The following is a 23,344-nucleotide window of genomic DNA, read 5'->3' as shown; positions in this document are numbered from 1 at the left end:
AGCAACAGAAATCATCGTCCGCCGGTACCTACTTGACTGTGAAAGCTGCCGCCAGATTGTCCGTGTCGCAAGTGGCGAGTCAACATCCAACGATGGCCTTAAGGCCACCGCAGGGCGGTTAAAAATAATCTTCGCCATCTCCCGAGATGGCCTTCGGGGACCGGCAGCAGAGTGGCCTTTCCCTGACGGTCGCCGTGCCGGCTAACGAACGTCGCCTGTTGGCCCGTTTCGCGTCGGTTGAGACAATGCAACGAAATGTTCGCAGCCCGGCGCAAACCGGAAGTCACCGGCCGAGTGGCAAACCGACGCGATTGACCCATTGCGGAAGTGGTCAGCTTCAAGGGGAGCGCCCTAAACCTTCGTATCGTTCCGTCACCCCTCTAGATGCCGGACGATTACCTACGTTCAATTGAGTTGCTGATCGTGATCGTCTTAGGCTGCATGCTTGAAAAGCGCACAGGCTCATCGAGTGCGACAGTGAAAAAGGATGATCGACGAATAACTGCGATAAAGCCAAAAGGAGACTACAATGCTCAACTGCTCCGAAAGCATCAAATCTGATAGTGCCTCGCGATGCGCGGTTTGTGAAGGCAAGTTTGGTCTCGTCCGGCACTACTCGTGGCGAACGCCTCTTTGTTCCAAGAAGTGCGTCGATCGCTTTAGAGCTCGCAGGGAAAGTGACCGCAATTGGGTGGGCTGGCTCCAGATCACCTTCAACCAGCTGCCAGAGCACCGCGCGAGGGCTTTGTGATGGTCCAGATCTCACAACGAGGCAAGGCATATTTAGAGACAGCACGAACTTTGCTCCGCGCAGCCCAAACCATGACCGACTCAGCGATTGCGGGTCAGCTTAAGGCCCTTGCCCACGATGACGAGCGGCAAGCTGAGAAAGCTTCGCATGTTGACGCGGCAAAAGTATTCGCCCCATCGGCCGCTAGCGCTGAACGCGAATGGCATGGATGACCGGGTGGGCAGCTTCAAACATGCTCCTCGAATTCTGTACCATTGAAGCGCTGAACCTGCGCCCCGGCTCCAAGGAGCTAGAGGCATTCAACGTCGAGCGAGTGCGCGGCTACCTCGAGTGCAATCTCGGCTGCAAGAAGAAGGAAGTGATCCACGCGCTAGGCCTGCATCCGCGCACGGTGGCCAAGGCCATCAAGATCATCCGGGCAAATGCCCATCGCAGCGATGGGGCTCTCCAGTCATGATCAAGATCATCGCCGTGCTCTGCAATCTCTCCTCTCCGGCAAATTGCCACGAGCAGACCGTCACCACCTCGGACTTCGCCGACGTCTCGATGCAGTCCTGCCTGATGGGCGCGCCGCAGCTCGCCGAGTGGATGAAGCTGCATCCGGCAGAACGCCTGGCGGGCTGGCGTTGCGTGATCGGCAAACAGGATGGCAGGGGAGCTTAGGGTGGAAAGCCACCTTCGGATGCGTTGAACCGCTTAATCCCAAAGGCTGCGATTACTGACTGGGACCGCTCGATAATCACCAAGGCCTGCCGATCGAGTAAGTCCTTGTTTGCGGTGCATGAGTCCGGAAGTGACCCATTAGCGGAAGTCGTCGGCTTCGGCGAGCGACATAAACCTTTGTATTGTTCCGTGAATCCTTTGGATGCCAGACGATTACCCACGTTCAATTGGTCGGCTGATCGCGATCGTCATAGGGTGCATGTGGCCCTTGGCCGATGATTACCAGAGGCGAGCCGAGAAAGCTTCGCATGTTGATGCGGCTGAATGACCTTCGCGACTGCAGAGAGAGTCCGGGTGTGAGATGAATAATCACTTTTGGCATGCAACGCTTGTCGTCTTCACTGTCATGCTGCCGATTTCTACAATCGGTCACGCTCGCGCCCACGATTATCAGCACCCTGAGTTAAACGGTTGGTATGAGAGCTTGCACAGTGGAAAAGGGTCCTGCTGCGATGGCAGTGATGCGAAGCGCGTTGATGACGCCGATTGGGAAACCAAGGATGGTCACTATCGCGTACGCATTGATAGCGAGTGGGTTGATGTTCCGAACGACGCTGTCGTAGATGGACCGAACCGCGCTGGCCGTACGGTGGTCTGGCCTTACTACCTAAATGGTCACCCGAAGGCGCGCTGCTTCATGCCGGGGAGCATGGGCTGATCGCGAGCGCAGGCGATCAGCAGTTCCCGCCTACTAGCTCCAACTCGTCCGATGCCGTGTATTGCTTCGCATAAGGAGCGCCAAATGACAACTGGAAGTTGGAATAGCCGCAACAGGATTACCAAAGAAATTCGCGAGCAGATTCTTGACGCTTATCTAGGCGATCCCATCAAAGGAACCGAACTTGCGATGAGCAACGGACTAACGGCAGCATATGCTTACAAGCTTGCTTATGAGCGCGGGTTATTGCCGACTCGCGATGAGAAGCTGCTTGGGCGAACTCATTTAGCGAGATTGTCATCGACATGATTGTCCTCACTCCAAAAACAAAGGCAATGCCTTGAGGCCGTCAAAGCCGAGTGCGGTGAAGGCGATTACCACAGTTCAGCGCAGCCTACAAAAAGCTTGAGGCAGCGCGGAGCCATCCGCCGCGTGCCAGGAATGAGCAGCGGCATTGAAGTGACCTCCACCGCAACGGATTTTCGCGTATACATGCCTTAGTGGAGTCGTTCACGGCTCGCACAATTCCGTTTCGCGACCTATGCCACTTCCGCATATGGCCCATCGCTTCCGTTGATGCGTTGTAGCCAAATGTCGGTTTATAGGGGCATACCGGAAGTTTGCAACCGAGCGCCAAACCGACGCGATTGACCCGGATGTATGGTCCGGCCGTGCGTTGCAAGAGGTTCGTCGATCTGGTGGTAAGCGGTCTTGCATCGCTGCAGAACGTCGATCGCGTCGCGCGCAGGGGCGGTCAAGGCCGGCCGTCGCGCTTGGCTTGCGGCGGGCTCCGGCGTTGCCAGGCCGCGCCTTGACCGCGCCGAGCACGGCGCGAGGATCAAGCAGGTCGGACGCCTGCATCGTCGGTCCTCGTCAGCTCGAAGGCGCGTCCTTTAGCCAGCACCGCCCAGGCGATGCGGGCAAGCTTGTTGGCGAGCGCGATCGCCAGCACGTTGTGGTGCAACCGCCTTTTGGCGGCTTCGATCCAGGATTTGAGCCCGTAACGTTCCCAGTTCTTGATCCTGACCAGCACAACCCATGCCGCCTGCACGAACAGAACGCGCAGGTAGCGATTGCCGCGCCTCGAGATTTTGCCGAGGATCGTGCGGTCTCCCGTCGAGATCTGCTTGGGCACCAGTCCGAGCCAGGCGCCGAAGTCACGGCCTTTGGAGAATGTGTCTCCCGTGCCGATCGCGGCCACCATGGCGCTCGAAATGATCGGCCCGATGCCAGGCACCGTCATCAGGCGCGAACATGCCTGATCTTGACGGGCCAGTGCTTCGATCTCGCCGGATAGGCCGTCGATGCGCTGATCCAGCCGGCGCCAGTCGCCTGCCAACTCCTCGATGACACGCAACATGCGTGGCGACAGGGCATCGGTGCGCGTCGCAAGGATGGTGGGCAGTTCCGTGCGCAGGAAGCCGATACCCTGGCGCACGGCGATCCCGCGTTCCAGCATGAAGGCGCGAATCTGGTTGATGATGCCGGTGCGTTGCGACACCAGCCGCTCGCGCACCGATGCAGCGCCTGCAGATCCAGTTGCTCCACGGTCTTGGTCGCCACGAACTTCATCGTCGGGCGCTGCACGGCTTCGGCAATCGCTTCGGCATCATTGAAGTCGTTCTTCTGTCCCTTGCTATAGGGGCGGACATATTTGGCCGGCATCAATCTGGCATCGTGACCAAGCGATGCGAGTTTGCGGCTCAGGTGATGTGCGCCGACGCAGGCTTCCATGCCGATCAGGCAAGGCGGTATATTGGCGAGCCGCGCTTCCACTTGGCCACGCGACCACTTTTGCCGCAGCACGATGGCGCCGCGCGCATCGTGGCCCACGACGTGGAACGAGTTCTTGCCGATATCGATGCCGATCACGGCCATCGTGGTATTGGGTGTCTGAGACATGGCGTGCTCCTTGTCTGTGGCGCCCCTTGCCAGCTTCGCTTGCTGGCGGGGCAGGAGCACGGCCGGACCATCCCATTAGCAGACGTTGGACCTTTGGCCGCATCTTCGGTTTGGACGGCCGTAAGAGCTATCGCAAACTGCGGTTGGAGCCGTTATGCTGCCCTCACGGTCTGAGCCGAGGAACTGCTCTGCATGAAGGAGAGGATGATCCAGGGAGAAGGGACCGCTTCGGAGCCGCAAGATCGCAGCTCGAGCGTGGCACATTCGATCAAAGTGCCCTCTGAGATCATCCGAAAATGGCAGGAGATCGTGGAATTACTTGCCGAGATCATGCACGTCCCTTCCGCCGTGGTCATGCGAGCAGAAGGGTCCAACAGCGTCTTCGTATCCAGCCACAGCAAACCTTCCGAAGCCGGATCGCTCTATTGCGAGACCGTGATGAAGACCTGTCAACCGCTGCTTGTCCCTGACGCTCGCCGGGATGAACGCTGGAAATCGAGTCCTGACATCAAACGGGGAATGGTCTCTTAGTGTCTGTCCGGGAACATCTTGAATCATCGGAATCATTTGTGATTCAAGGGTGGCGGTCCGATTCGAAGGGGCGCCCATGTGGACGAAGGAGAACCGCGGTCGTTACGACCGAAGCCGGCTACGCTATCCAAGCGATTTGACTGATGAGGAATGGGCGTTGGTGGAGCCGCTGATTGCGCCAGCCAAGCGAGGCGGCAACAAGCGCACGGTCGATGTGCGCGAGGTGATCAATGGCCTGATGTATGTGCTGAGCACCGGTTGCCAATGGCGAGCGATCCCGAAGGACCTGCCGCCACGCAGCACGGTGCACGACTATTTTGACTTGTGGGCTTGGAACGGCACGCTCGATCGCATCCATCACGCGCTCTATGTACAATGTCGAGAATTGGCTAACCGAGAACCCAGCCCGAGCGCCGCCATCATCGACAGTCAAAGCGTCAAGAGCGCGGAAAAAGGGGGGCGTGGATCGACCCGCATGGCTACGATGCGGGCAAGAAGATCAAGGGCAAGAAGCGCCACATCCTAGTCGATACTCAAGGCTTGCTGCTCCACGCCCTCGTGCATTCGGCGGACATCCAGGATCGTGACGGTGGGGTGCTGGTGATGGCCACGCTGTTTGGCCTGCATCCATTCCTGCTGAAGCTCTATGCTGACGGCGGCTATCAGGGGCCGATCTTTCAGTCCGCCGTTCGCAAAATCCTCCGGCAAATCGACGTCGAGATCGTCAAGCGCTCCGATACAGCAAAGAGTTTTGCGATCTTGCCCAAGCGATGGATCGTCGAACGCACCATCGCCTGGCTCAACCGCTGCCGCCGTTTGGCCAAGGATTGGGAGTGCCTCAACCGAAAGGCATTGGCGTTCTTGCGCCTCGCCTCAATCCGCCTCATGCTGCGAAAGCTCTGCCAAAAAACAGCATGATCCCGGACAGACTCTTACCTAGGTGTCCCGATCAGTTGGCCCAATGGCGAGATATTCGGGACTATTTGCGTTTACGACAACAAAAGCAACGAATATAGCCAGCTTTACCTCAGGCAGCTGCTGCTGTGTCGCGATGTGTTGCAGGTCGACTTGGGAACGCTAGCAACATTGCACAGCCAGCTCGAACAGCACGAAGCCAAGATCCGGCGCCTGGTCGACGCCAACATCATTGGGATCATCATCTGGGATCTCGAAGGTCGCATTCTTGAGGCAAATGACGCGTTTCTCCGCATGGGGGGATACGATCGAGAGGATCTTATCTCGGGTCGCCTGAACCGAACGGACCTGACGCCGCCGGAATGGCGCGATCGCGATGCGCGGACTGATGCAGAGCTGAAGAGGATCGGGGCAGTCCAACCATTCGAGAAGGAGTACTTTCGGAAAGATGGGGGCCGCGTGCCCGTGTTGATCGGGTTGGCTGCGTTCGGCGAAGAACGAGACCAGGGTGTCGCTTTCGTGCTTGACCTGACCGAGCGCAAGCGCGCCGAACAAGCCCTGATGCGGAGTGAGGCCTATTTGGCCGAAGCGCAGAAGCTGACCCACACCGGCAGCTGGGTTTGGGATCCCCGCACCGAAAAGGTGCTGTACTGCTCCGAGGAAATGTTCAGAATCTTCGGATTGGATCCGCGGGAGAGCTTACCTTCTCGAGACAATTTTCGCCAGCAAATCCACCCCGAGGATCGCGATTGGGTAAAGAAGAGATTTGAGGAATTGCTTCGCGAAAGAGTTGATACGTTTGCCGAGTACAGGGTTCTTCTGCCAGACGGAACGGTTAGGCACATCAATGCCTCGGGTCATCCGATTCTCAATGAAGACGGCGAGTTCATCGAGTTTGTTGGTACTGCTGTAGATGTGACAGAGCGCAAACGGGCTGAGGTGGTCGGACAACGGCTGGCAGCCATCGTAAATTCCTCTGAGGATGCCATCGTCAGCAAGGACCTCAACGGCACCATCGAGACTTGGAACGGCGGGGCCGAACGGCTCTTTGGCCATCAGGCGAGCGAAGTCATCGGCAAATCCATCCTGATCATCATTCCGCCGGACCGCCACGACGAAGAGCTGCGAATTTTGGAGCGCATCAGGCGCGGCGAACTCATCAGGTCCTACGAGACGGTGCGGATGCGCGAGGACGGCAGCCTGATTGACATCTCACTGTCCGTGTCGCCGCTCAGGGACACGGCCGGCCGGATCATCGGCGCGTCCAAGATCGCCCGCGACATCACCGAGCGCAAGCGGGCGGAAGCGGCGCTGCGGGACATGCAGATGCAGCTGGCGCACGCCAATCGCATTGCCACCATGGGTCAGCTCTCGGCCTCGATCACCCATGAAGTGAACCAGCCGATCACAGCGGCAGTCACATATGCGTTAGCCGCTCGGCGTTTCCTAAGCGCTGAGCCACCGAATGTTCGCGAGGTGGATGACGCGCTGTCCCTTATTGTCAAGGAGGGGAATCGCGCAGGCGAGATCGTCGAGCGAATCCGCGCGCTCATCAAGAAGGCGCCCGCCCGAAAGGACGCCGTCACGATCGATGATGCCATCCTCGAAGTTATTGCTCTCACCCGTACGGAGGCCGCAAACAACAGCGTGTCGGTGCGGACGCAATTTGCGGAGGGCTTGCCGTGTGTCCAAGGCGATCGGGTCCAACTGCAACAAGTGATGCTGAACTTGATCGTCAACGCCATTCAGGCCATGAGTGGTATTGGGGAGGGCGCGCGCGAATTGCAGATCAGCATCGATGCTGTCCCCTCCGAAGGTCGCGTGCGCGTCGGAGTGCGGGACATCGGCCCGGGGCTGAGCCCGGAGAGCCTCTCGCGTCTGTTCGAGCCATTCTACACGACCAAGCCCGACGGCATGGGCATGGGCCTATGCATCTGCCGCTCCATCATCGAAGCCCACGGCGGACGGCTGTGGGCGATCCCGTGCGAACCGCGGGGTGCTCTCTTTCAATTTACGATCCCTGGCACCCGAGCGGACGGATCGTGATCGAATCGATGTCGCTCTTTGGCCCGAAGCTGACCTGTCAAACGCCTTCCGACATAGACCGCTTTTGACCCAGGCTGTGTGAAAACCCCGTCGATGCTATGATTCTCTTGCTGAATCGGCGGGGGAAGTGATGCAGGGTTTCGTTCAAGGGGCGGATCGCCAGCAGGCGACGTTGCTGCCGGAATGCCTCGATGATTGGGTCGGCGAGAGCAATCCTGTTCGCGCGGTCGATGTGTTCGTTGAGGCGTTGGAACTCCGCGACCTCGGGTTCGATGGCGTTGATCCTGCAGCGACCGGCCGGCCAGCGTACCATCCTTCGCCGATGCTCAAGCTCTACATTTACGGCTATCTCAACCGGGTGCAATCGAGCCGGCGGCTGGAGCGCCAGGCTGGCCGCAATCTTGAGGTGATGTGGCTGACCGGACGGCTCGCGCCGGATCACAAAACCATCGCCGACTTCCGCAAGGACACCGGCATCGCGGTGCCCATAAGCACAAGCGACGTCCAGTCGATCGCTGTGGCAAAAAATGTTTCGGGGATATGTTGCTTCATGTTGTTGGTGCTCCTCGAAAAGCACGCGCAGTCGAATATTCCCGACGGACGACATGTGGATGTCCAGGGCGCGATTCGCTCCATGCGACAGCGAACAGGTCGACTGCACCAGCAAGGGACCGCACCCCACACAACTGGCGGCTTACGAATACTTTATGTCCGAGGACGCATCACGTTCTATGTTCACCAAAACTTCGCCGGTAGTGATTTCGGGATCTCCAAGATCGAGGTCATGCAGACTTGCTTGAACAAACTCCAGTATCTTGACGTTCGCTGCATTGGCGCTTTCGCGGTCCTCGAATATCATCACAGCGACACCAACGCCGTTGCCCCCATCCAGCACATAGTAAGATCTGAATCCGCGCGATTGACTTAGGATCTGACCGATGCCGCTCTTGGCGCGGCGGGCAGCGTCCGCAACCGAACGAACCTTGGTGTACTTGCGAATGACCATGTACATGAGGCCACCACGCGTCACAGTTCCCGCCCCCACGCATCAAAGCATATCGGGTCCCAGTTGGACTAGGGCCTACTTTCGAGATGGGTCAAAAACGCCGGTTGGCGGGCCGCGCGACACGCCTTGCTCCAATGAGCCATCCTCGCCCCGCAAGCGGGGCGAGGTGCTGAGGCTCAGGAGCCCTCGAACTTGAACGATACGTTGAGCTTGACGCGATAGGCCTCTACTTTTCCCTTGGCATCCAGTTGCATATCGAGTTTGACGACCTCCGCAATACGAAGATCCCGGAGAGATTTTGCAGCTTGCTCGACCGCATTGGCGGCCGCCTTTTCCCATGAGTCGTTGCTGGTACCGATCAGTTCAATGACCTTGTAGACGCTATCAGGCATGTCGTCCTCCTGTTCGGTATGAAGCAGGAAGCAGGTGCTCCCTGCCGTCGTGAAATCTAGCATCAGGATATCGGCGCTGACACGACGCGATTGTCTCGGGGACATCGCCCGGAGCCGAAAAGGGGCAAACTGCACCTGGCGGGGAGGGCGGCTCTTGGCGCGAACCGGACCAGCGGGCCAGTCTAATGTGTCCGTTCATCGGGGTAGACCGGAAGTGACTGGGCAGAGGGCCAAATCGGCGCGAATGACCCGAATGTATGGTCCGGCCGCGCGTTGCAAGAGGTTTCGTCAACCTGGCAGATGCGGTCTTGCATCAATGTATCCGGCCTCTGATTGGAGCGTGTTGTGCTCCGGGCCATCATGGATATCAGCGCGCATTCGAGCTAATTAGCGGACAGGCCTCGAAGGGGCCATTCGGGTCACCAGTGTTCGCATGCGCCGGGAAGACCGATCCTCCATCGTCGTCTCATCCTCTCGCAGACCTCGGCGAGTAAGGGATGTTGGTTACGTCATCGATAGCTCCTCACTTCGCACTGTTCCTTTGTTCGTGCCTGGCGGTCGTTCCTTCGTCCCGGCCTGCGCGCGCTGACGCGCCGCGCGCAAGGGCCGTCAAGGCCGGCCGTCGTGCTGTCCTGACGGCTTGCTCGACCGCTGCCAGGCTGCGCCTTGACGGCCCCGAGCACGGCGCGAGGATCAGGCAACTCGGGACGCCACCTCATCTGTCTTGACGCACTCGAAGGCGCGTCCCTTGTTGAGAACCGCCCAGGCGATCCGGGCGAGCTTGTTGGCGAGCGCAATCGCCAGCACGTTGTGGTGCAATCGTTTTTTGGCGGCTTCGATCCAAGATTTGAGGCCATAGCGCTCCCAACACTTGACCTTGACCAGCACAACCCACGCGGCTTGCACGAACAGAACGCGCAGGTAGCGATTGCCGCGCCTTGATATCTTGCCGAGGATCGTGCGGTCGCCTGTCGATATCTGCTTCGGCACCAGTCCAAGCCAGGCGCCGAAGTCGCGGCCTTTCGAGAACACGTCTCCAGTGCCGATCGCGGCTACCATCGCGCTCGAGATGATCGGGCCGATGCCCGGGACCGTCATCAGTCGCTCGCAGCCTTTGTCTTGACGAGCCAATGCTTCGATCTCGCTGGAGAGGTCCTCAATGCGCGCGTCCAGTCGGCGCCAGTCTCCTGCCAGGTCCTCGATAATGCGCAACATGCGAGGCGCGAGGACATCGGTGCGCGTCGCAAGGATACCCGGCAACTCGGACCGCAGCGAACGCAGGCCTTGCCGCACGGCGATGCCCCGCTCCAGCAGGAACGCACGGATCTGATTGATGACGCCGGTACGCTGACCGACCAATCGCTCGCGCACGCGGTGCAGCCCCTGCAGGTCGAGCTGGTCGGCGGTCTTGGTCGCGACGAACTTCATGGTCGGGCGTTGGACAGCCTCGGCGATGGCTTCCGCATCACGGAAGTCATTCTTCTGTCCCTTCGAATAGGGGCGCACGTATTTCGCGGTGACTGGCGCAGCGTCGACACAGTCGAAGAGGTTCCACGACTCATCCGGAAAGAGCATCGGCAGTTCGTCGACCGACAGCCAAGGCACGACGACGCTCTACCACGCGGCAACGTCCTTGCAAGAGAATCCAAAAGCGGCAACATCACGAGCGTCTATGACGCGGGCGGGCGGTTTATGGGCAGACGACAATGACGACGCACACGCAAGCAAAGAAACGAGACCCAAATGCCTGCTAATGCAGATGACCAATGCTGCGTCTACTACATCAATGACGCAAGCTGCACCGATCCGTACCGTCACGGCTACATCGGCATCACCTCCAATGAGGCGCGAATAAGAACGCATGGCTGAGCTGCGGGGCGGGCAAACAAAAAAGCCCCCGACAGGAAACCCAGAATGGGAATTCTTTGGGGGCTATTTTTTGGCGAAGCTCGTATTCAAAAATGCGAGGTTTCTATTTGCACACCCGCCCCGGTTAGTCTTGCCCGGCTGCTCCTGTTGTTATCCCGTTCTCAGTCGCCACAGCACCAGCTTAGTCAATTGCCGTGAAAATCACAGGACACGCACATATGACCAGCGTTGAAATCGTTCTTCTTATTATACCCGGAGTCGTGTAGATTTCGGATATAGAGGGCGCGGTCGCTGCTGCTCACACCGCCCGGCGAGATGACCGGAGACGCACCCATACCGGCAAATGCGTTCATCGGTTGGCGATGATGCGTCCGCTGCGCGGCCAAAGCGGCAGAAGTGGCGAGAGTGAGGATAGCAAAACTAACAAGAATGCTTTTGGCCATAGTCAGCTCCTCTGACATAGCTGCCCCAACAGTATTCAATTCTAGCCTAACCGGCGGCACTCCTCCACAATTTTACAGCGATAGCGCTCTACACCTCGGTTTTCATGGAGCTTCTGATAGCGCTGAATGGCCGCTTTTGGCCCTTTTGCGAAGTAGCGTCTGGCCTCGCGGATGTCCGCTCACTGAGGCTGGCGGACTAATTTGCTCAGGTTGAGTTTTTCGCGTTTGACATATCTTGCCGAGGATCGTGCGGTCGCCTGTCGATATCTGCTTCGGCACCAGTCCAAGCCAGGCGCCGAAGTCGCGGCCTTTCGAGAACACGTCTCCAGTGCCGATCGCGGCTACCATCGCGCTCGAGATGATCGGGCCGATGCCCGGGACCGTCATCAGTCGCTCGCAGCCTTTGTCTTGACGAGCCAATGCTTCGATCTCGCTGGAGAGGTCCTCAATGCGCGCGTCCAGTCGGCGCCAGTCTCCTGCCAGGTCCTCGATAATGCGCAACATGCGAGGCGCGAGGACATCGGTGCGCGTCGCAAGGATACCCGGCAACTCGGACCGCAGCGAACGCAGGCCTTGCCGCACGGCGATGCCCCGCTCCAGCAGGAACGCACGGATCTGATTGATGACGCCGGTACGCTGACCGACCAATCGCTCGCGCACGCGGTGCAGCCCCTGCAGGTCGAGCTGGTCGGCGGTCTTGGTCGCGACGAACTTCATGGTCGGGCGTTGGACAGCCTCGGCGATGGCTTCCGCATCACGGAAGTCATTCTTCTGTCCCTTCGAATAGGGGCGCACGTATTTCGCGGGCATCAGTCGGGCGTCGTGGCCGAGCATTTGGAGCTTGCGACTGAGATGATGCGCGCCGACGCAGGCCTCCATACCGATTAAGCACGGTGGCAGGTTGGCGAGCCGTGCTTCTACCTGGCCGCGTGACCACTTCTGCCGCAGCACGATTGCGCCGCGCTGATCGTGGCCCACGATGTGGAACGAGTTCTTGCCGATATCGATGCCTATCACGGCGATCGCTGAGCTGAGTTTCTGAGACATGGCGTGCTCCTGTCTTGGGCGCCCCTTACCAGCTTGTCGTGCTGGCAGGTCCGGAGCACGGCCGGACCATTCCATTAGCGGTCATGGTCCGCGGCGGGCGGCCCACACAAGAGGCCGCCCGGTCGGCGGCCTCTTTCATTTTCAAGCAGGCGGACCATGTCGCCCTGTTCCAGACTGTTTCCGATGCTGCAGGTTCCGGTTGCAACCCGCTGCGCTCACTCGGCCGGGGCGATGGAGATCTTGCTGGCCGTCATCGTCTGAAGTTTGGCGTAAGGGCGCGCCTCAAGGACGGCCCGGGCGCTGTCAGCCATGATCAGGAGACCGCCGACCAGCATGATTACGTCCTTCAGGGCGCGAATTTGAGCGTGCCGATCCACAGGAATACGATCGCGATGGCGACGCGCATCAGCGGGATGCCGACCCGATCGGAATGAGCGATCCAGGAAAGCGGTAGACGAAGATAGCCGATCATGAGTTCTCTCCTCAGGCGTTGGGATTGATTTCGGCGGCGGCATCGAATGCGTCGAGCGCGCGGGTGGAATAGACGACGGCCGCGCCTGCGTTGACGGAGACCGCCACGCCCAGCACTTCGGCGATCTCTTCCTTTGTCGCGCCCCGTTCCCGGGCCGCCGCGGTATGTACCGTGATGCAGCCGTCGCAGCGTAGGGTGATGGCGACCGCAAGCGCTACGAGTTCGCGGGTCTTTTCATCGAGGTGACCGGCCTTCTGGCCGGCCCGGCTCAGGGTGGTGTAGCCCTTGACGATATCGGGGTTTAGCTTGCCGAAGCCGCCGACCGCGGCGACGAGCTGCTGCCGATAGGAATTCCAATCCAGCATGTGCATGACGCTTTCCTTTTCGATGCGATGTAAAACACGGGACGAATGGTGGATTGCCTGGGTTCAGCGCGCCGTGTTGCGCGCGGACCGTGCGCCGACTTGAGAATCCTGACCCGACTGCGCGGCCGATGACGTCACTTCGGAAAGCGGCTGGCCGAGCGCCGCCCTCATCGCGCCGATCTGCTGCCGCTGCCCGGCGATGATGTTCCTCGCGATCCGGCGCAATTTCCCGTTATGGCCGTAGTGCAGCTCGGCCTCCGCCATATCGACTGCGCCCTGATGGTGAGGGATCATCATGGCCGTGAAGTCGGCGTCGACATTGCCCGATGGCCTCACTGCCATGTCCATCATCATCTTTCTCATGGCGGCCTGGTTCTCGGCCATGAAGGACGCTTCCGCAGTCTGCTTATGTTCGGCTTTGGCGGGCGAGGCCACCGCTGATACCTGTTGCGCCGAGGCGTGACCGGGATAAGCCACGACCAGCAACGCAAGGGCGCCGCCGATGAATGTTTTCTTCATCGCGTATTCGTGATCGTTGCGCGTCTGAACGCCGCGCTTGGGTTGGCGCATCCGCATTACATTCTCCTCATTCATTCGATGCTTTGAGAAATCGGGGCGAATGGGGAATTGGCGATGCTCTCGCGGCGCAAAACCTATGCCGGCCGGATCAAACATCCCGACGACGCGACAGAGCCGGCTACTCTCGACCCGCTCAGTTCGATTGCTCCCCTGTTCCGGGTGCGCCCGGAAATACAGGAGGTGTGCCGATTTGCCTTGCAATGGGAGGTCGTGCACGAAGCGGAGCCGACGGGCTTCGCTCAATTTCACATCGTGACCAATGGAAATTGCCTGCTGGAGCGATATTCCGGCGAAACGTTCAAGCTGGAAGCCGGCAGCATTCTCCTGCTCCCGCAGGGCGACTCCCACGTCGTGCGATCGGCGAGCCGTGGCGGAAGCTCCGGAGCGCCGATCAGAACCGAATACAACAACGCGATCAGGATCAAGACCAACACCCGCGGCGCGACCGAGACCGAGATGATCTGCGGCCGGTTGCGGTTGGATGGGGCCATGTACAGCCTCGTCACTGCCGCATTGCCAAAGGCGATCGTGCTCAGCATCGGCAAAGGGGATCTGTTCGACCGGATGCGGATGCTGGTGCAGGCGATCGATGAGGAACTGCAGGCCGCGCGTCCGGGCGCAGCGACGATCGCCACTGAGCTTGCCACCGCTCTCTTCGTGATGATGCTTCGCCTGCATTTCGAACAGTCCGCGGCATCGAGCGGCATATTGCGGCTGCTCGCATCGCCGTCCTCGGCCAGAGCCGTCGCCGCCATGTTGAGAGCTCCCACGCATCCGTGGACGCTGGATGCGCTTGCGGCGGAAGCGCATGTTTCGCGCGCGACTCTGGTTCGGATCTTCCGGAGGGAGGGGGATATTGCGCCGCTTGGCTTCCTGAGCGAGTTGCGGCTTGGTCTGGCACGCCATCGCCTCGGCTCGACGACTGGAACTTTGGCGCAGGTGGCGGCAGCGGTCGGCTACGACTCCGAGAGCGCATTCGTGCGCGCGTTTCGGAAACGTTACGGGATTTCGCCCGGTAGACTCCGCGCCGTCATAACAGGCGATCTCAAGGAGAAAGCTCACCCGATTCCATGATGGCCGAACGCAGCCTGAGACTGACAGCACGACGGTAATAAAAGGAGGAAAGGCCGCCCCGGTTGGCGGCCTCTCTTTCATTTTCGAGCAGGCGGACCACGTCGCATATTGGCCCTTTTGAGACTCGCTGACGCGGTTTGAGAATGTCTGCAATCTAAGCAGGAACGGAAGAATTTCGTTAATGTGTCCGACCCGCAACGTATTCGCATTCGCGCACCTGAATACCTCGGAAGAGCACTCCTTGACGCGAAATCTCAGGCTCTCCGACGAGAGCCCGCGCTTTTCCGGAGTCAAAACCCGACGCGGCTAAGCAGCGCGCGAACTGCTGCTCCTATCGTGAATTTCGGTCGCCATCTTTGCGACTGGCCGATCGCCAACGATGCGGCGCAGTTCGCTCGCCAACAGTTCTACGACCTGTCGCTTTTCCTTCAGCATGTCGTACTTGTCGTAGACCTCAGTGACATCGCCGTTGACGTGATCAAGTAACGCCTTCACGTCGGGCCGTGGAGCACCTGCTCGGCGGGCGATGGTCGCGGCCGTGCGCCGTAAGTCATGGGCGGTGAAATGCTCCAAGCCGAGAAACGCCCGGATGCCCGTGCGGTCCTCCGCCTTGTCTCCGACCTTCTTGCCGTTCTTCTTACCGGCTAAGGCCTGTGAGAGCGACGCCCGCGCGATCGGAACATCGCCATCGCTGAATTTCGACGGGAAGACCACGGTCTGGTCATCGTCGCTGAGGGCTTCCTTGATCACCTTGACGGCCAAGGCGGACAGCGGAACGATCACCTCGCGGCGTTTCTTCACCCGGTGACGCGGCATGCTGTATTGTGCGTCATGGCCATCGATCCCGATCAGCTCGGCGCGCTCCATCAGCGTCGCTTGATACGGGCGAACCATCGTCGTCAGGATCGTCTTCAAAGCCAACGCGACCTCGCGGTCTGCCGGCAGGTCTGGATCATCGAGCCCCCACCACAACGTTCTGACCTCATCATCAGTCAACACGCGATCACGCGACTGTTCCTTACCGCCGCGGCGATCGAGATCAGCGAGGGGGTTGGTCTGCACGAGCTTTCGGCCGGGCTGCTTCGCCCAGCTGAACATCTTGTGCAGTACCGATTGCGTTCGGTTCGCACTCACGGGTGCGGTCTCTGCGATCTCATCCAACAACTCGGCTGCCATGTCATCGGTCACCGTGGCCGCCGGCAAACGCCCCCAGTCGGCCCGGGCGCGCTTCAGATAGTGCTGGTCGTTCTTCCACGAGTCCTTGTTGGGCTTCGCGTACTGCTCAATGTACTGATCGGCGAGCTGATTAAATGATAGCTCCTCTGCATTGGCTGCCTTCCTTCGTTCCGCACGCTTCCTCGCGCGGGGGTCTTCGTCGCGGGCGATTTCCTTGCGATGATCCCCCACCTTGCGCTTTGCGTCGGTCAGGGTGATGTCAACGTACTGACCGAGGGCCAGAGTCACCGTCTTGGTCAGGATCGGTGACCAGTACTTGAAGGCGAAGGTCTTCGCGCCATTTTTGGTAACCCTCAAGTAGAGGCCCGGGCATGAACTGTCGGCCAGTTCGATGCGGTCTTTCCCAGGCGGGCACTTCGCTGCTTTGATCGCGCTGTCTGTGAGTTTGGGCATCTGTGAACGTTGCTTAAATTGCCGCCCTAGTCTCGCGCAGAATTCCTTGCCCTGGGGCAAGGAATTGTCGGGATAGGGTGGTGCGTCATGAGACGTTGAGGGATGGTAAGTGGTTGGATTTACTCTAGAAGAGGATCCTACCACGTCTCTCGTTGTTCTGCAAACGTTCTCAATATTTCGCCTGGGAGACTAGGGGTCGGAGGTTCAAATCCTCTCGCTCCGACCATTTTTCAACTCATCTGTCGGGCGGACCGATCGTCGGTGCGGGAGCTCCTTGGGCGTGCCCGTTGATCCCGTCATGGCTGGGGACGCATTGCCCGTACGGCTCGACTGTATCCGAGCGACGCCCAGATGGCCGGCCGATATACCAGAGCATAATGAGACGAGGTTCGGCCTGAGGCTTCCGGGACCGGACAACAAAAATATCGAAAACAACCCCATGCACAGTAGCCGACGACGGGCGGGGCGATGTTTGCGTATTTTCCGAAACCGTTTGACGCGTCGGGCAAATCAGCGGCACGATGTCATCATCGCAGGACGTGGGGATCCCCGTGACGTTGGCGGCGTCATCGCCCCTGCGGCATCAATTGGCCGAGTCGGGCCTTCCGCGTATTGTCTGCTGATTCATAATCGCTTTTTTGGGTTGAGAAATATGCGCCGTCTTTTGTCGCTGGGGCTCATCGCCCTGGTCCTGTCCGTGCTTTCGTGCCTCCCTCTCACGGCCGCCGAAAACGATATGCAGCGACTGCTGCGCCTCTATCAAGAGGCGATGGCCGCGGGGAAGTACACTGAGGCCATTGAACTGGCGAGGAAGTGGCAAGCTGTGGGATTGCCCCGCGCGAACAAGAAATTCCCCGCGACCGGCATTCGCGCTGTGGCTGAGGACAACATGGCTCGGGCGTACTTCAGGATTGGCGACTATGCAAAATCCGAAGAGTTGTCACGCAGCGCGGTCAGGAACGCGGAACAGGCATTCGGCCGGGACAATCCGACGATTGCCGAAGTTCTGATGAATCTCGGCAATACTCTAAATGTGACAGGCTCTTACGAGGAGGCACTCAAATTTCATCTCCGATCCTTCGACCTGTTTGGTCGAACGACCGATGGGGAGGATTTCAAGAATTGGGCGTTGGCGCAAGCGTACTCCAACCTCGGCAACGTATATAAGAATCTTGCACGCTGGAAAGAGGCGGAGGACGCGTACAACTCGGGATTGTCAATCCTCAACTCAGTGTCGAAGATCCGGCCGAACAGCTACAATCCGCAAACCAGTCTGGCTGCCAACGAAACCGTCCGCGGTCGAAATGATCGTCTGGTCTCGTCGCTCATGAACAACCTTGGCGTGCTGTTCATGGCAGAGGAGCGATACGAGGAGGCCAGGACGCTGCTCGAGCGCGCCCTTGCCATCGACGAGGCGGTCAAGGGGCCCAATCATCCCGAGCTGGCCCATCCTCTGCAAAATCTTGCCGTTGTCTACGTCGAGCAACGGCAATTCGAAAAGGCTGTTCCTCTTTTCCGCCGCGCCGCTCAGCTCACGGGTGATCCCGCCGGTAAGGCGCGAGCTTCATTTGGCATGGGAAATCTTGAGAAGTCGCGAGGCGACGTGAATGCGGCGCAGAAGGAGTATCTGCGGGCGCTGGACCTCTTCGAGCAGGCCTTTGGAACTTCCTCTATCGTTCGCTGTGATCCGCTCCTGGCGCTCGCGAAAATCGCGCTTGCCGCAGGGAAATATTCGCAGGCCGAGAAATACGGCGGACAGTGCCTGGAAACCATCAAGTCGCCGGGCACAGATCGCGAGTTGTTAGTCGCCGAGAGCTACGCAGTCATGGCTGGCGCGTCGCTGAAGCGGGGCGACCTCGCCGATGCGGTCGAGCGCTCGAGACGATCGCTGGAAATCCGCCGTCGACTGCTCGAGTATGTCTCCGAGAGCGCGCTTTCCGAAGAGGTTGGGCAACACCTTGCGTTGCTTGAGCAGGGGCTTGGTGGAAGCGTTGGCAGCGACACCGTGCAGTTGTCCGCTGAAGCCTTTGAGACGGCGCAGCTACCGCTTCGTTCCACGACCGCTGCCGCGCTGCAACTCCTGGGGCAGAGAGCGGCCGCCAGTTCACCGGAGCTTGCCGGCCTTGTTCGCAGTGAGCAGGACCTCCGGCGTGAGGTGGAGGCGCTCAACAAGCAGCTTTCGGACGCCCTGGCCAGACCCGAGGCGGAACGCAATGCCTCGCTCATTACACAACAGAAACAAGCGCTGGCGGCGAAGACGGCAGAGTTCAACAAGGTCAAGGGCGGGATTGCGGACAAGTCGCCGTCCTACACCGAGCTAACCTCGACCGTCGTAGTCAAGGCCGAAGAGACCCAACGTCTCCTCTCCAATGACGAAGCCATGGTCTTTTGGTTCCTCGGTGATGACAAGGGCTATGTCTTCGCCGCGACCAGGAACAAGATCGTTTGGAAAAGCATCCCATTCAACCTGGCTGCCGCCACACGAAGCGTGGCCAGATTCCGCAAGGGACTGGAAATCGACAGTCCCGACGTGTTCGACCTGACGCTGGCATACAAGCTGTTTAGCGATCTCTTCGGCGCGATCGACGAGACCATCAAGGACAAGCCGCATTGGATCCTGGTCCAGAGCGGCGTGCTCAGCGCGCTTCCCATGCACCTGCTGCTCACCGAGGCGCCCTCCGCGCTTCCGTCGTCGCGGCAGGATTTGGCGGCCTACAAGAACGCACCGTGGCTCATGAAGAGGAACGCGACGAGCGTTCTTCCATCGGTGTCCGGCCTCAAGGCACTCCGGTCCGCCGGCCTCCGCTCTCCAGCCGCCAAGACGATGGTCGGGTTCGGAGACCCGGTTTTCGGTCCCGAACAGCCATCGTCGCCATCGCGCATGGCTTCGCGGTCGGTGGCGCTCCCCTACACGTCGTTCTGGAGCGGGGCGGGCGTTGACAAGGCCAAGCTGGCGGCTGCCTTGCCGCGTCTCGAAGATACCGCGGACGAGCTCAACGCCATCGCCGACACGCTCAATGTGTCGAGGACCGATGTCCACCTGCGTAACGAGGCCAGCGAAAAGCTGGTCAAGACAATGAATCTGTCAGAGTTCAGGATCGTGTATTTTGCCACGCACGGCCTGGTCGCGGGGGATGTGAAAGGTCTGGCCGAACCCTCACTCGCGCTTACCATTCCCAAGCTGCCGTCTGAACTGGACGATGGACTTCTCACCTCAAGCGAGGTGGCCCAGCTCAAGCTAAATGCCGATTGGGTGGTGCTGTCGGCCTGCAACACGATCGCGGGTGACAAACCGGGGGCGGAGGCATTGTCGGGGCTAGCCCGGTCGTTTCTGTATGCGGGCGCGCGGGCATTGCTGGTGTCGCACTGGCCGGTCGAGTCCGCCGCCACGACCCGTCTTACGACAACGGCCTTCAATCTGCTGAGGGAGCACCCTGAATTGGGCCGCGCGGGAGCCATGCGCGCGGCGATGCTAAGCTTCCTCGACAATCCGACAGCGGCGGAAGCCGTCTACCCCGGCTACTGGGGTCCATTCGTGGTGGTCGGCGAGGGTGGAGTGCAATAGTCAAGCACTGAACGGGGGCGGGACAAGGTTCGATCTCAGCTCGGTTTACACGGCGCTACCGCAAATACCCGACCACAAGCCGCGTCGTCTCATCAATGAGCGCTCTGATCATCTTGTCCGACATCATGTCGGCGTGATTCAGAACCGCATTATGCGCCACCGCCTCGATCGAGCTGACGCACACAAAGGCCGCAAGCCCTAAATCGATCTTGCGAATTTCATCGCGGCGGCTTTCGAGATAGGCGCGCACGAGGGTGTGGACCTCGCGGTTGAAGGCTTCGACGTCGGCGAGCTGTCCCGTGCGCGGGATCTGCTCGGCGAGCACGCGGTGCAGTTTCGGGTCGATGCGGTGGGCCTCGATTGCGACGGTCACGAGGCGGCGCACCGCTTTGTCGATCGGCATGTCGGTGACTTCAGCGAGCGCGGCGCGGACGATCTGCATGATCTCCTGGTTGTGGCGGTCGATCACGGCGGCGACGAGCGCCTCCTTGCTTGGAAAATACTGGTAGAGCGAGCCGACGCTGACGCCGGCGACCTCGGCGATGCGGTTGGTGCTGGCCTTCTCAAAGCCTTCCCGGACCAGAATGCGAGCGGTTGCCTCGACCAGCGCATCGACGGTCGCGCGCGACCGCTCCTGCGAGGCATTTTTCCGGGGTTTTGTCGGCGGCTTGCGTGCCATGCCCTGGCGCTTTCGAATGCGAGTAGAAAAAGCGAGCGATCGCTCGCATTATATCCGCAAGTGGCGGCGGATGGGCAAGCGTCTTGTCGCCACGCGGATCAAAGCCAGATGGGGATGTGACCATGAGCGTTGCAAAGATCGTGTCGGCCTTGCAGTTCTGCCCGGGCGGCCGCGTGCTGGATGCGCCGCCGCCGCGCGATCCGGCGCCGAGCTTGCAGAGCCATTGCTTCAACGCGCTGCTGAGCCTGCTTCCGTTCAAGCAGCAGCTGGCATCGGCCGAGGCCGTGCAGGCGCATGTGCGCAAGCTCGCATTGCGGCCGGCCTCGCATGAGCCGACGGGTCTGGGGCGCGGCGTCGAGGTAACGTTGACGAAGATGGGAGGATGGCCGGTCTACTATACGGCGCCGTCTTCGGGCCACGAGGGCCGCAACTACGTGATGTTCCTGCATGGCGGCGGCTTTATCAACGAGATCGTGCCTGCGCATTGGCGCCTCGTTGGCCGGATGACGCGCGAGGCGCGTGTTGTGTGCGTCGTGCCGATCTATCCGCTCGCGCCCGCGGCCACCGCGAAAGACGTCGTGCCGGCGACGGCCGAGCTGTTGCGGATGCTGCTGGAGGACGCAGGATCGGCACAGGTCACGGTGGTCGGCAATTCGGCCGGCGCTGGACTGGCGCTTGCCGCATGCCAGTGGCTGCGCGATCGCGGACACCGGCAGCCAGGCCGGCTGGTGTTGATCTCGCCGGCGGCGGACGCGTCGATCAGCCACCCGGAGCAGGTGGCGATCGCGGCGCGCGATCCCATCCAGGACATTCCGGGGATCATCGAAGCAGGGCGGCTCTATGCCGGCGAGCTCGATGTCGGCCATCCCTTCGTCAGCCCGTTGAATGGTGCCTTCCGTTCGCTGCCGCCGATGCTCATCTTCGCAGGGACGCGCGATCTGCTCTATCCCGACAGCGTCGATCTCGCCGCGCGGGCGAGGGGCGCGGGCGTGCCGGTCGAGCTGCATCTCTTGCGTGACCAGCCGCACAATTATGCGCTGATGCCGACGCCGGAAGGGCGACAGGCGCGTGCGATCATCCTGCGGGCGGTGGCTTAAGGGGAGGGTGTGATCGTGGTCACAAAGCGCGCCGCCTCATGGGGATCTGGCGCTGTGCAGCCCGCGCGGAGGGAAAGGGCGGCCCCCGGGGCGTTTCCTCGATAGCGTCGTTTTGCTGGGCCTTAGGCGTGGCCCTTGATCTCGTAGTGACCCGGCACGCATTTGTAGCGATCGAGGCGCCAATTGGCGTGATAGATCGGATGCTCGCCCATCCATTTCGCAAGTGGAGCCTGTGCGCCGACCGCGCACTGCATCATCGAAATCTCGGGCGTCATGTTGCTGTCGGTCACGATTTCCTCGATGCAACTGCCTGAGCTAGCTGCGCTAAGCCGGCAGAGCACGGCAACGACGGTCACGAACATTCCTGTCACCTCATCGGTAGTTTCTGACCACGAAGAGGATGCAAGCGGAGTGCCAGAGCCTGTGACGGAAACAACACGCTGGCCTGGCCGACTCGACCCAGCGTCCGGATCCCATTCGACGATTCGGATTGTAAAAAATTCCCCTTAACCCGAAGCCGGGCAAATACGGGGAACCGGCGGGAATGACCGATTGTGAGGGCAGCGCCGCGCCAGCGGCCCTTCACAAGCCCCTCGCAGCCGGTAGGCTCACAGGCTGTGGATACCCGCCAAAAGAGCGGAGCCGCCACAAGGGATATGGAAACGCGAGGGCAGAACATGAAGGTGCGACCGACCGGCGTGATCCCGCCGATGACGACGCCGTTCCGGAAAGACGGCGAGATCGACTACAAGCTCGTGGCGCCCCAGGTCGACTGGATGATCGGCGCCGGCGCTCACGGCGTTGCGGCCGGCGGCTCGACCGGTGAGGGGCATACGCTCGACCACGAGGAATATCGCGACCTGATGGCGGCGACGGTGGAGGCGGTGAAAGGTCGCATCCCCGTGATCGCGCCGGTATCATCGTGGACTCCACGCGCGATGCGATCCGCCGCGGCAGGCTGGTGCGCGACATGAATGTCGCAGCGCTCCAGGTCACGCCGGTGCATTATCTGTTCAAGCCGGACGACGAGGCGATGGTGGCGCATTTCCGCGCCATGGCCGACGAGACCGGCATGCCCATCATCATCTACAACGTCGTGCCGTGGTCTTATCTGTCGCCGGCGCTGTTGACGCGGATCATGACCGAGGTGCCGCTGGTCGTCGGCGTCAAGCAGAGTGCGGGCGACCTCAAGCTGTTCGCCGACCTCATGATGATGGCGCCCGACAAGCTGATCTACAGCGCAGTCGATGCCCTGATGTATCCGTCCTACACGCTCGGTGCCCACGGCTCGATCGCCGCGATCCTGACCGCGGCGCCGCATGCCTCGGTCGCGCTGTGGGACGCGGTGAAGGCGGGCGATCATCCGCGCGCGCTCGATCTGCACAAGAAGCTGTTGACGCTGTGGAACGCGATCATCGCCGACAATCTGCCGGCCTGCACGCGCTATGCGCAGACGCTCCAGGGTCTGCCGAAAACCTGGCCGCGCGCACCGATGCCGGAGGCCTCGCCCGCGCAGCAGGCCGCAGTCCGCAAGGCGCTTGAGGTGCTCGGCGCCCTGGACGGGCAGCACGTCGAAGCGGCGGAATAGTCCGTCAGCCGAA

Annotated in this window: 20 protein-coding genes and 5 pseudogenes; 13 read left to right on the top strand and 12 right to left on the bottom strand. The window is 60.5% G+C overall.

The annotated features are described in order from the left end of the window. Positions 1–983: 983 nt before the first annotated feature. The 4 genes from IVB18_RS28360 to IVB18_RS28345 all read left to right on the top strand — a co-directional run bounded on the left by IVB18_RS28360 (position 984) and on the right by IVB18_RS28345 (position 2,441). Positions 984–1,208 carry a hypothetical protein gene (locus tag IVB18_RS28360; protein WP_247983696.1) on the top strand — a complete coding sequence of 75 codons (225 nt, stop codon included), beginning with the start codon at positions 984–986 and terminating at the stop codon, positions 1,206–1,208. Further along, complete coding sequence (locus IVB18_RS28355; protein WP_247983695.1) at positions 1,205–1,414, top strand: hypothetical protein; 210 nt, start codon at positions 1,205–1,207, stop codon at positions 1,412–1,414. Before IVB18_RS28360 ends, IVB18_RS28355 begins: the two co-directional genes overlap by 4 nt. 361 nt (positions 1,415–1,775) lie before the next feature. Then, positions 1,776–2,132, top strand: coding sequence for a hypothetical protein (locus IVB18_RS28350; RefSeq protein WP_247983694.1), 357 nt, complete (start codon positions 1,776–1,778; stop codon positions 2,130–2,132). Positions 2,133–2,216: 84 nt separating this feature from the next. After that, positions 2,217–2,441, top strand: a complete 225-nt coding sequence (locus IVB18_RS28345) for a hypothetical protein (protein WP_247983693.1) — start codon at positions 2,217–2,219, stop codon at positions 2,439–2,441. Between the two features lie 529 nt (positions 2,442–2,970). Here the strand turns inward: IVB18_RS28345 and IVB18_RS28340 are convergent. Beyond that, a pseudogene (locus tag IVB18_RS28340) lies at positions 2,971–4,034 on the bottom strand (IS110 family transposase). A 192-nt stretch (positions 4,035–4,226) separates the two neighbouring features. Here IVB18_RS28340 and IVB18_RS28335 point away from each other — a divergent pair. The 4 genes and pseudogenes from IVB18_RS28335 to IVB18_RS28320 form a co-directional block, all read left to right on the top strand. Further along, a complete protein-coding gene (locus IVB18_RS28335; RefSeq protein WP_247983692.1) occupies positions 4,227–4,565 on the top strand; it encodes a GAF domain-containing protein in 339 nt (112 codons plus the stop codon). A gap of 76 nt (positions 4,566–4,641) precedes the next feature. Beyond that, a protein-coding gene (locus IVB18_RS28330) for an IS5 family transposase (RefSeq protein ID WP_247801096.1) occupies positions 4,642–5,483 on the top strand; the annotation gives its coding sequence in 2 pieces (ribosomal slippage) (positions 4,642–5,014 and positions 5,014–5,483; 843 coding nt in all). Positions 5,484–5,618: 135 nt separating this feature from the next. Next, positions 5,619–7,526, top strand: a complete 1,908-nt coding sequence (locus tag IVB18_RS28325) for a PAS domain S-box protein (protein ID WP_247983691.1) — start codon at positions 5,619–5,621, stop codon at positions 7,524–7,526. A gap of 130 nt (positions 7,527–7,656) precedes the next feature. After that, positions 7,657–7,995: pseudogene (locus IVB18_RS28320) on the top strand (transposase); the annotation flags it as partial. 225 nt (positions 7,996–8,220) lie between these two features. Here the strand turns inward: IVB18_RS28320 and IVB18_RS28315 are convergent. The 3 genes and pseudogenes from IVB18_RS28315 to IVB18_RS28305 all read right to left on the bottom strand — a co-directional run. Continuing rightward, complete coding sequence (locus tag IVB18_RS28315) at positions 8,221–8,538, bottom strand: hypothetical protein (RefSeq protein WP_247983690.1); 318 nt, start codon at positions 8,536–8,538, stop codon at positions 8,221–8,223. Positions 8,539–8,708: 170 nt separating this feature from the next. Beyond that, positions 8,709–8,924 carry a dodecin family protein gene (locus IVB18_RS28310; RefSeq protein WP_247983689.1) on the bottom strand — a complete coding sequence of 72 codons (216 nt, stop codon included), beginning with the start codon at positions 8,922–8,924 and terminating at the stop codon, positions 8,709–8,711. Positions 8,925–9,617: 693 nt separating this feature from the next. After that, positions 9,618–10,439, bottom strand: a pseudogene (locus IVB18_RS28305) (IS110 family transposase); the annotation flags it as partial. A 228-nt stretch (positions 10,440–10,667) separates the two neighbouring features. Between IVB18_RS28305 and IVB18_RS51695 the strand changes: the two are divergent. Beyond that, positions 10,668–10,793, top strand: coding sequence for a hypothetical protein (locus IVB18_RS51695; protein WP_256476395.1), 126 nt, complete (start codon positions 10,668–10,670; stop codon positions 10,791–10,793). A 185-nt stretch (positions 10,794–10,978) separates the two neighbouring features. Here the strand turns inward: IVB18_RS51695 and IVB18_RS28300 are convergent, their stop codons facing one another. The 5 genes and pseudogenes from IVB18_RS28300 to IVB18_RS51995 all read right to left on the bottom strand — a co-directional run bounded on the left by IVB18_RS28300 (position 10,979) and on the right by IVB18_RS51995 (position 13,795). Further along, positions 10,979–11,236 (bottom strand): hypothetical protein, encoded by a 258-nt coding sequence (locus IVB18_RS28300; protein WP_247983688.1) that lies wholly within the window; start codon positions 11,234–11,236, stop codon positions 10,979–10,981. A 231-nt stretch (positions 11,237–11,467) separates the two neighbouring features. After that, positions 11,468–12,283 (bottom strand): annotated as a pseudogene (locus tag IVB18_RS28295) (IS110 family transposase); the annotation flags it as partial. A 346-nt stretch (positions 12,284–12,629) separates the two neighbouring features. Continuing rightward, on the bottom strand, positions 12,630–12,755 hold the full coding sequence (locus IVB18_RS28290) for a DUF417 family protein (protein WP_247983687.1): 126 nt from the start codon (positions 12,753–12,755) through the stop codon (positions 12,630–12,632). An 11-nt stretch (positions 12,756–12,766) separates the two neighbouring features. Next, positions 12,767–13,126 (bottom strand): carboxymuconolactone decarboxylase family protein, encoded by a 360-nt coding sequence (locus IVB18_RS28285; RefSeq protein WP_346732558.1) that lies wholly within the window; start codon positions 13,124–13,126, stop codon positions 12,767–12,769. A 57-nt stretch (positions 13,127–13,183) separates the two neighbouring features. After that, on the bottom strand, positions 13,184–13,795 hold the full coding sequence (locus IVB18_RS51995) for a DUF305 domain-containing protein (RefSeq protein ID WP_346732557.1): 612 nt from the start codon (positions 13,793–13,795) through the stop codon (positions 13,184–13,186). On the opposite strand from IVB18_RS51995, the gene IVB18_RS28275 reads away from it, so the two are divergent. After that, complete coding sequence (locus tag IVB18_RS28275) at positions 13,754–14,773, top strand: AraC family transcriptional regulator (protein WP_247983686.1); 1,020 nt, start codon at positions 13,754–13,756, stop codon at positions 14,771–14,773. The two genes, IVB18_RS51995 and IVB18_RS28275, sit on opposite strands and share 42 nt — an antisense overlap. A gap of 306 nt (positions 14,774–15,079) precedes the next feature. Here the strand turns inward: IVB18_RS28275 and IVB18_RS28270 are convergent, their stop codons facing one another. After that, complete coding sequence (locus tag IVB18_RS28270; protein WP_247983685.1) at positions 15,080–16,402, bottom strand: integrase arm-type DNA-binding domain-containing protein; 1,323 nt, start codon at positions 16,400–16,402, stop codon at positions 15,080–15,082. A 652-nt stretch (positions 16,403–17,054) separates the two neighbouring features. Here IVB18_RS28270 and IVB18_RS28265 point away from each other — a divergent pair. Further along, positions 17,055–19,967 carry a CHAT domain-containing tetratricopeptide repeat protein gene (locus IVB18_RS28265; protein ID WP_247983684.1) on the top strand — a complete coding sequence of 971 codons (2,913 nt, stop codon included), beginning with the start codon at positions 17,055–17,057 and terminating at the stop codon, positions 19,965–19,967. Positions 19,968–20,022: 55 nt separating this feature from the next. On the opposite strand, the gene IVB18_RS28260 is transcribed toward IVB18_RS28265, so the two are convergent. Then, entirely contained in the window at positions 20,023–20,646 is a 624-nt protein-coding gene (locus IVB18_RS28260) for a TetR/AcrR family transcriptional regulator (protein WP_247983683.1), read from the bottom strand. A gap of 122 nt (positions 20,647–20,768) precedes the next feature. Between IVB18_RS28260 and IVB18_RS28255 the strand changes: the two genes are divergently transcribed. Then, entirely contained in the window at positions 20,769–21,743 is a 975-nt protein-coding gene (locus IVB18_RS28255; RefSeq protein WP_247983682.1) for an alpha/beta hydrolase fold domain-containing protein, read from the top strand. A 122-nt stretch (positions 21,744–21,865) separates the two neighbouring features. Here the strand turns inward: IVB18_RS28255 and IVB18_RS28250 are convergent, their stop codons facing one another. Further along, positions 21,866–22,105, bottom strand: a complete 240-nt coding sequence (locus tag IVB18_RS28250) for a hypothetical protein (RefSeq protein ID WP_247983681.1) — start codon at positions 22,103–22,105, stop codon at positions 21,866–21,868. 315 nt (positions 22,106–22,420) lie between these two features. Between IVB18_RS28250 and IVB18_RS28245 the strand changes: the two are divergent. Further along, a pseudogene (locus IVB18_RS28245) lies at positions 22,421–23,331 on the top strand (dihydrodipicolinate synthase family protein). The last annotated feature ends 13 nt before the right edge of the window (positions 23,332–23,344 follow it).

Source organism: Bradyrhizobium sp. 186, assembly GCF_023101685.1.
In the GTDB taxonomy this organism is placed as follows: domain Bacteria; phylum Pseudomonadota; class Alphaproteobacteria; order Rhizobiales; family Xanthobacteraceae; genus Bradyrhizobium.
The sequence above is the reverse complement of the archived record's forward strand: the minus strand, read 5'-3'. Positions and strand labels throughout refer to the sequence as shown.